This is a genomic window from Coriobacteriia bacterium (assembly GCA_013336165.1).
Taxonomy (GTDB): domain Bacteria; phylum Actinomycetota; class Coriobacteriia; order Anaerosomatales; family JAAXUF01; genus JAAXUF01.
The window spans coordinates 143733-151621 of sequence record JAAXUF010000005.1; the positions used below are offsets into that span (position 1 = coordinate 143733).

A 7889-nucleotide genomic window follows, 5' to 3' on the forward strand; every position below is an offset into this window, starting at 1 on the left:
CAGGCTTCCTACCAGCAGTTTCCAATGGATACTATGGCTTCTTTGCGTCGTCCTCTCCTGCGAACACGCCGAGCTTGATGTCGAGCATCTCCTTGGCCATGTCGCGTAGCTTGTACTTCTGAATCTTGGCGCTCGCGGTCATCGGAAACTCGTCCACGAAGAAGACGTACTTAGGCGCCTTGTAACGGGCGATCCGAGCGCGAGCGAACTCCTGTACGTCAGACTCGGTGATGTCGGATCCTGCATGACGCTGCACGAACGCGCCGACAACCTCACCGTACTTCGCGTCCGGCACGCCGACGACCTGAACGTCCTTCACGCCCGGCATCGTGTAGAGAAACTCCTCGATCTCGCGCGGGTAGATATTCTCTCCTCCGCGGATGATCATGTCCTTGATGCGGCCCGTGATGCGGTAGTAGCCGTGCTCGTCGACCGTGCCCAGATCGCCGCTGTGGAGCCATCCGTCGGCGTCGATTGCTTTGGCCGTCGCCTCGGGCATCTTGTAGTAGCCCTTCATGATGTTGTAACCGCGGCAGCACAGCTCGCCCGGCACGTCGATGGCGCACTCCTCGCCCGTCTCGGGATCGATGACGCAAACCTCGACGGTATCGTGCTTGCGCCCGACGGTCTCGCATTTGCGCTCAAGCGTGTCGTCGACCGTCGTTTGCGTGAACACCGGCGATGTCTCCGTCAGCCCGTAGCAGATGGTCATCTCAGAAGCGTGCATCTGATCGATGACCTGGCGCATCGTCTCGACCGGGCACGGCGAGCCCGCCATGATGCCGGTGCGCAGCGACGTCATGTCAAACATCGAGAACATCGGGTGGTTCAGCTCGGCAATGAACATCGTCGGCACGCCGTAGAGCGCGGTCGCGCGTTCCTTCTGCACGGCAGCGAGAACGAGCAGCGGATCGAACTGCTCGACCATGACCATCGTGGAGCCGTGCGTGAGCACCGCCAGCACGCCCAGCACGCAGCCGAAGCAGTGGAACAGCGGCACCGGCAGGCACACGCGATCGGCGGGCGTGAGGTTCTGGCGCTCGCCGATGTAGTAGCCGTTGTTGAGGATGTTGCGGTGCGTCAACATGACGCCCTTCGGGAAGCCCGTCGTCCCCGAGGTGTACTGCATGTTGATCACGTCGTTGTTGCTGAGGCTCGCCTTGGCCTCGGCAAGCGCCTCGTCGCTGCCATGCTCGCCGAGAAGCAGCAGCTCGGGCACGGTGTAGAACCCGCGATGCTTCTCGGGACCCATGTAGATGAGGTTCTTCAGGAACGGGAACTCGGGCGCCGAGAGATGTCCACGCTGCTGCGTGAGCGACTCCGGGATGATCTCGCGAACGATCTCGACATAGTCAACATCGCGGAACGCGTCGATGATGCACAGCGCCTTCATGTCGGACTGCTGCATGACGTAGGCAAGCTCGTGGCTCTTGTAGACGGGGTTGACCGTCACCAGCACGACGCCGATCTTCGCCGTCGCGAACATGAACGTGAGCCAGTCCGGAACGTTCCTCGCCCAGATGCCGAGATGGTCGCCCGGCTCCATGCCGATGGCGAGCAGTCCTTTCGCGAGGTTGTCGGTGCGCTTGTCGAAGTCCTTGTACGTCCAGCGCAGGTCGCGGTCCGGATACACGATGAAGTCATGGTCCGGGTTGGCGGCGACTTGCTCCTCAAAGTACGCGCCAATCGTGAGTTCGGTATGCAGCTGCATCGTCGCCTCCCTATACCGGGGTGTAGACGACGCCGAGGAACTTCGCCGGCCCACCGGAGCCTGCACGGACCTGATGCGGCACGATCGAGTCGTAGTAGATGCTGTCGCCGGACTCGAGGACGTAGATGTCCTTGCCGTACTCAACCTCTATGGCGCCGTCGAGCACGTACAGGAACTCCTCGCCCTCGTGTGAAGAGAGCACGTGCGTCTCGGCGGGTGCAGGGCTGACGGTGATCGTAAACGGCTCCATGTGCCGCGCGCTCTTTCCCTCGGCGAGTGAGAAGAAGCCGAGCGTACCAGCGTCACTCTCGGTCTCGAGGCTCTTGACGCGCGAAGTCTCCTCGGCTTGGCCGGCGCGGGTCACGACGGGGCCGACGTTGGTGTCGTCGTCGAGCAGCGTGCCGAGCCGGACGCCCAGCGCGCGGGTGACCTTGATGAGCGGCGCAAGCGATGGGGCGAGTTCGCCGGCCTCGAGCGCAACGATGACGGAGACTTCGCAGTCGCAGCGCTCGGCGAGCTCTTCTTGCGAGAGCCTGAGCGATTCGCGCAGCGTGGTGATCTTGACACCGATCCTGTTGTCGTCGGCCATGAGAAGCCATCCCTTTCCCGTGGTTTGAACATACCTATGCGTACGCGAAGGGTACAACAGACCCGACGGCTGCGGATACTGCTCCCAGTGGTCAGTTTCGCTGACGGCTCCGATGCGCCGGGGAGCGGGCAAGAAGGCGGCCCTATTCGCCGAGAAGGCGCTCCAGTGCCCACGTGAACCGCTCGCGGTCCTCTTCCTCGAACGGCGTCGGACCGCGATGGCGGCCGCCCGCCCGGCGAAGGCGAGCCTCGGCATGCCGCACCGCCAGCTCGGCGTCGATGCTCTCGAGGTGGAAGACCCTCCCGCGCGGCGAAATCGCCCGCGCTCCCCGCCCGAGGACCATGGCAGCCAAGCCGATGTCCTGGGTGACCACGACGTCGCCCCGCTCGAGCCGCTCGATGATCGCGAAGTCCGCCGAGTCGCTCCCGACGCTCACCTGCAACGCCTCGACGCCGCGTGCACGAGTATAGCGCTCGGTGCTCTGGGTGCTGTTGGCAACGATCAGGACCGGAATGCCCCGCGACCTCGCAAGGGTGATCGCTTCACGGGTGACAGGGCAGGCATCGGCGTCTATGAACAGAGTGGTCATAAGGCGATTCTACCTGATGCCCGCGCTTCTAACGCAGCTGGCCGACAGCAAGTGAGATCGCGATCGACCACATGATGATGCCGATGACCACATCCAGAACCCGCCATGCCACAGGACGCCCGAAGACCGGCGCGAGCGCTCGTGCGCCAAAGCCTAGCGTCGTGAACCAGGCAGCCGAGGCAACGCAAGCTCCCGCCGCGAACCAGAAGCGCATCGAGCCGCTGTACTGCGCCGCCACCGCGCCGAGAAGCACGACCGTGTCGAGGTAGACATGCGGGTTGAGCAGGCTGATGGCGAGAGTGGCGACCGCCACACGCCCGGCGGATGCCGGACCGGTGGTCTCGGCGGGCTCCTCCCGCTGCGCAGGATACAGCGCCGAGCGCAGAGCGAGCGTCCCGTACCCGGCGAGAAACGCCGCCCCTCCCCACGCGGCGACGCTCACAAGCGCGGGAAACCTACCCACGAGCGAGCCGAACCCGACCGCGCCCAGCGCGATCAGAGCGACATCGCATGCGATGCAGATGGCGACCACGACGGCGACGTGGTTCCGGCGCAGCCCCTGCCGCAGCACGAAGGCGTTCTGGGCACCGATGGCGATGATCAGGCTGGCGCCCAGTGCGAAGCCCGCGGCTAGGGCAGCTGGCGCCGCCGAGTGCAAGATCGCCACCGCGAAGCCCCCTCCCCCGTCCGACGGTGGAATCGCCGGACATCCCAGTGTCATTCCGGTCGCCAAACTAGAAAGGCCCACGTGGCTTTGGCCACGCCGGCCTCGTGATTATCAGTGGCGGGATGTACGGGACTCGAACCCGCGACCTCTGGCTTGACAGGCCAGCGCTCTAACCAACTGAGCTAACACCCCATGCTTGGACAGCGAACGGGATTCTACCCTGCAAGTTGCAGGCTTGTCCATAGCTTCCGCCTGCAATGTGCCAGTTTGCGCAAATCCCCTAGTAGAGTCCCGCCTCTATGTCGCCGAGATCGGCATCACTCGGCATGGAGAGTGAATCGAGCTGCTTCTGAATCGCAGCCAGCTGGGCATCGAGCGACTGGGCGTCTTGAGCTGAGAGTCCAGCCGACGGTGAAGTCGCCGCCTCTTCGGCGCTCGGAGATCCGGCGCTCGGAGAAGTCGTGGCCGTCGTGCTTCCTAGTGCGGAAGGCTGGACCGAAATGGAAGGCTGCTGGCGGTCGGCGCAACCCGTGAGGGACAACGCCAAGACCACCAGCAGCGCCGGTACGAGTCTACGCAGACTATTGCCCATTGCTCACATTTGCCGGGGCATCGGCCTTGAGCTGGCTGACTACATTGCGCAACTCACTTGCAGCATCGCGGAGTTGCGTCCTGGCAAGCTGCAGCTTGTCTTGAGCCTCGCGCGCCAGCGTCTGCGCCTGGCGGAACGCCTCGAACTTGTTGGATGCGGTCGGGACCAGCTTGAACTGGGCCACGGCCTTCGCCTCGGCGGCGATAGCGGCGTCCAAGGTGCGATTCGCCTTCGCGATCATCGCACGTGCAGCACCGACGTTGCCGCCGCGACCGGCGAGGTTGTCCGCAATGTCAGTCAGCTTACCCAAGTTGGTGCGAACGGTGTCCGCAGCTGTGTTGAAGCCTTTCGCGCGCTGCGTCAGTGCCGTTTCGACCCGCAGCTTCAGGTCCTGCATCTTCTGAGTGGCGTTGGCCGCGACGTTCGTTATGGCCGTACTGGCTGGACTCTGCGGTGCAGCCAGCGCAATGGCCGGAACAGCCAGCGCTGCAACCAGCGCCACCGAGACCGACGCCGCTACCAGTCTTCTCTTGGTCCTCTTCATTTCGCACCTCGACTTAGATCGGGTCCATCGGACGTAGGTGGCCTCAAGCCACGACCAGAAGTATCTTCTGCCCGCATTGCCCATACGTTGTCACCGTGTTGAGTTTTGGTTGAGTTCAGCAATTCTGCCGCCAGACCGCCTATTCCTCGGCAATCGAGAGCGCGATTTCGAACCGCGCGCCCCCCAGAGTGCTGTCATTCACGCCTACGGTGCCGCCCATCAACTCGATGAGGCGCCGGCATATCGCCAGCCCGAGACCTGCCCCTCCCGCCCCTGCGGGCGCCCCGAAGCGGGCGAAGCGCCCGAAGATCGCGTCTCTACGGTCGACAGGAATTCCCGGCCCCGAGTCCTCGACCGCGAGTCGCCACTCTTCCGCCTCGGTCTGAGCGCTCACGAGCACCGTCCCGCCTTCCGGGGTGTGCGCGATCGCGTTGTCGACCAGCGTCGAGGCGGCCTGCAGGAGCCGCTCAGAATCGCCGAGTGGACGGGGCAGCGCCGGAATCGCCAGCTCCAGCGAAACGTGCGCGGCTGTTGCGGCTGCGGCGAAGCGCCCGCCAAGCGCATCTGCAAGCAGTGCAGGGTCGACCGGAACGCACGCGAGCGTGATGGAGCCCGCCTCGAGCTCCGAGAGCGCCAGCAGCGCCTGCGAGACCTCGCCGATGCGTACGGCTTCGTCGCGGATCACACCGAGCGCGCGGAGGCGCGCGTCCTCATCGGCGACGGTGCCGTCCAACATCGCCTCGGCGTAACCGCGGATTGAGGTGAGCGGCGTGCGGATCTCGTGGCTGACGTCGGCGACGAACGCCTTCTGCGCCTCATGCGTGGCCGCGACGCGTCTGGTCATGCGGTTGAACGAGCGCGCGAGCGAGGCGGTTTCGCGGTCTCCCTCCTCGGCGACTTGGGTGCCTAGGGCGCCCGCCGCGACCAGCTCGGTCGCGGACTCCAGGCGAATCAGAGGCGCCGTCAGGCGCCGTGCAAGAATGCCGCCGATGAAGTACGAGGCGATCACCGCCAGAAGCAGCGCGATTGCGGCAATCAGGATGATCCCTGCCTGCGCCGTGCGGATCTCGGCAAGACTCTGAATCGCAACCAGCTGGCTGTCGGCGTCGATGGGAGCGGCTACCACCAGCACCTGCACGCCGGCTGCAGTGCGCAGCACACCGCTGCGGGCGCCATCGCCAGACGCCGCGGTGGCGAGGCGGTCCAGTGGCAGCGTCGCAGGCGGAGTCGCGACTGTGGATCGCAGGACGCCGCCTCCCGTGTCGGTTACGAACAGCTGTGCGCCCATCAGCCCCGCCTCGACGCGCATGAGGCGGTCCTGTGTGGAGGCAGTCGCAGCGTCGCTCGCGGTCATCCCACCTGCCACCGCCGCGACCTGCCGAGACAACTCATCGGCCCGCTGCTGGATCGAGTACTGCGCCCAGCCGATCGCGAAAGCGCCAAACGTGACCGCAAGCGCTACCGCCACAGCACCGCCGAAGTACAGGCGTGCTTTCGCGGCTATGCTTCGCCGAGGACGCACGCTCATATGGCGTCCCTGCGCACGCGGTACCCGACACCCCGCACCGTCTCGAGGAACCGCGGACTGGACGCATCATCTCCCAGCTTCTCCCGCAGGTGCCGGATATGGACGTCGATGCCACGAACCTCCGAGAACTCGGCGCTGCCGCCAACCGCCTCAATGAGCTGCTCCCGGCTCAGGACAGCTCCGGGCCGCGAGGCCAACGCCCTCAGAAGATCGAATTCTCGCGCGGTCAGCACGATAGGTGCGCCATCGACGGAGACCTCGCGAGTCTCGGAGTCAAGCGAGAGAGCGCCCACACAAAGGGCCGTGCCCACGCCGCCGACAGCGGGCGGAGTCGGCTCGCTTCGGAGCGCATGGGGGCCTCGACGCAAGACGGCGCGCACCCGGGCAACGAGTTCCGGAGGCGAGAACGGCTTGACCACGTAGTCGTCGGCGCCCGCCTCGAGCAGCGCGACCTTGTCGAGATCCGAGTTCCTGGCCGTGAGCATGATAATGGGCGTGCTCGACTCGGCACGCACGACGGTGCACACTTCTGCACCCGTCATGTCCGGCATCGTGAAATCGAGAACAATCAGGTCGGGCGCGCTGACGCGAAACTTCGCGACGGCCTCCCGTCCGTTGGCGGCCGTCTCAATCGCAAAACCCGCAGCCCGAAGATACAAGCCGACAAGATCGCGGATGTTCTCTTCGTCATCGACAACCAATACCGTTGGCATGCCATCTCCTCAAACGGCGGCGCGTCGCGGTTCAGTGTAGCGCGTCAGCCCGATCTTCCGCCCGCGGTCAGGTTCGCTTTCCGTGCCGACGGGGTAGATTCGATTAGTAGCCCCACCGGCTAATCAGCCAGTTCATGCAAGGAGACCTACTATGAAGCCTGTTGTGGACGAAGACCTGTGCATTGGGTGCGCCGCGTGTGAAGACCTCTGCCCCGACGTTTTCCGGATCGAAGACGATGGGCTCGCACACGTCATCAAGGATGATCCCGGTCCCGAACTATATGCATGTGTGCGCGAGGCTTCCGATGCCTGCCCGGTATCGGCCATACTGATCGAGGAATGACACAGATACCTGAAACCTATCGCCTGCCCGAAACCGACGAGGCTCTTCTCGGCGAGTGTGACGTGCACGTGTTCCGAGCCACCGGCCCCGGCGGGCAGTCCGTCAACACGACTGACTCGGCGGTGCGCCTCGTTCACAAGCCCACGGGAGTCGTCGTGGTATGTCGGCGTGAGCGCAGCCAGCTGCGCAATAAGATCGAGTGTGTGCGTCGCCTGAGGGAACGAATCGCCGAGGCGCAGCATACGGATCCCGAGCGCGTTGCGACGCGTCCCTCGCGAGCCGCACATGCGAGGCGCCTTGCCGAGAAATCGCGTCTCTCGGCGAAGAAGACGGTCCGGCGGCGCCTGCCCGACGAGAACGATTGAGCATGCGATGAAGTGTGTGACCTGGCTCATCGCGTCCCTTGTGATTTCGGCGGTGCTGACCATCATCGTCAATGTCGCGTGGAGGTACTTCCGAAGATAGCCCAAGAAGAAGAGCGACCCGATTGAACTAGACCCCAAAAGCTGGACGGCTTAATAGGGGTCTCAAGCGGCGTCCACGGACTGGGTCCGGAATTGTTCCGGGCTCAGCCCTTTCAGTTTCGGCTGGTACCTCTTGGTGTTCCAGTAGC

At 64.5% G+C, this 7889-nt stretch carries 11 protein-coding genes and 1 tRNA gene; 2 read left to right on the forward strand and 10 right to left on the reverse strand.

Going from position 1 to position 7889, the window contains the following annotated elements; translation table 11 throughout:
- Positions 1-31: 31 nt before the first annotated feature.
- The 9 genes from HGA39_05670 to HGA39_05710 form a co-directional block, all read right to left on the reverse strand.
- Positions 32-1711, reverse strand: a complete 1680-nt coding sequence (locus tag HGA39_05670) for an AMP-binding protein (GenBank protein ID NTW28837.1) — start codon at positions 1709-1711, stop codon at positions 32-34.
- 10 nt (positions 1712-1721) lie between these two features.
- On the reverse strand, positions 1722-2300 hold the full coding sequence (locus HGA39_05675; protein NTW28838.1) for a cupin domain-containing protein: 579 nt from the start codon (positions 2298-2300) through the stop codon (positions 1722-1724).
- A 142-nt stretch (positions 2301-2442) separates the two neighbouring features.
- Positions 2443-2889, reverse strand: coding sequence for a YaiI/YqxD family protein (locus HGA39_05680; GenBank protein NTW28839.1), 447 nt, complete (start codon positions 2887-2889; stop codon positions 2443-2445).
- Positions 2890-2917: 28 nt separating this feature from the next.
- Positions 2918-3610, reverse strand: coding sequence for an amino acid transporter (locus tag HGA39_05685; protein ID NTW28840.1), 693 nt, complete (start codon positions 3608-3610; stop codon positions 2918-2920).
- Positions 3611-3671: 61 nt separating this feature from the next.
- Positions 3672-3748 (reverse strand) — tRNA-Asp (locus tag HGA39_05690).
- Between the two features lie 88 nt (positions 3749-3836).
- Complete coding sequence (locus HGA39_05695; GenBank protein ID NTW28841.1) at positions 3837-4148, reverse strand: hypothetical protein; 312 nt, start codon at positions 4146-4148, stop codon at positions 3837-3839.
- Positions 4138-4692: a hypothetical protein gene (locus tag HGA39_05700; protein NTW28842.1), complete on the reverse strand. Its 555-nt coding sequence runs from the start codon at positions 4690-4692 to the stop codon at positions 4138-4140. The genes HGA39_05695 and HGA39_05700 overlap by 11 nt, the downstream gene beginning before the upstream one ends.
- A gap of 139 nt (positions 4693-4831) precedes the next feature.
- A complete protein-coding gene (locus HGA39_05705; protein NTW28843.1) occupies positions 4832-6220 on the reverse strand; it encodes a HAMP domain-containing histidine kinase in 1389 nt (462 codons plus the stop codon).
- Entirely contained in the window at positions 6217-6933 is a 717-nt protein-coding gene (locus tag HGA39_05710; GenBank protein ID NTW28844.1) for a response regulator transcription factor, read from the reverse strand. The genes HGA39_05705 and HGA39_05710 overlap by 4 nt, the downstream gene beginning before the upstream one ends.
- Positions 6934-7084: 151 nt before the next feature.
- Between HGA39_05710 and HGA39_05715 the strand changes: the two genes are divergently transcribed.
- Together HGA39_05715 and HGA39_05720 are read left to right on the forward strand one after the other, a co-directional pair.
- Positions 7085-7276 carry a ferredoxin gene (locus HGA39_05715; GenBank protein ID NTW28845.1) on the forward strand — a complete coding sequence of 64 codons (192 nt, stop codon included), beginning with the start codon at positions 7085-7087 and terminating at the stop codon, positions 7274-7276.
- The gene (locus HGA39_05720; protein ID NTW28846.1) at positions 7219-7641 is read left to right on the forward strand and encodes a peptide chain release factor-like protein; all 423 of its coding nucleotides are present in this window, start codon (positions 7219-7221) and stop codon (positions 7639-7641) included. The genes HGA39_05715 and HGA39_05720 overlap by 58 nt, the downstream gene beginning before the upstream one ends.
- Before the next feature lie 162 nt (positions 7642-7803).
- On the opposite strand, the gene HGA39_05725 is transcribed toward HGA39_05720, so the two are convergent.
- On the reverse strand, positions 7804-7889 hold an 86-nt coding region (locus HGA39_05725; GenBank protein ID NTW28847.1), incomplete at its 5' end, for an IS3 family transposase.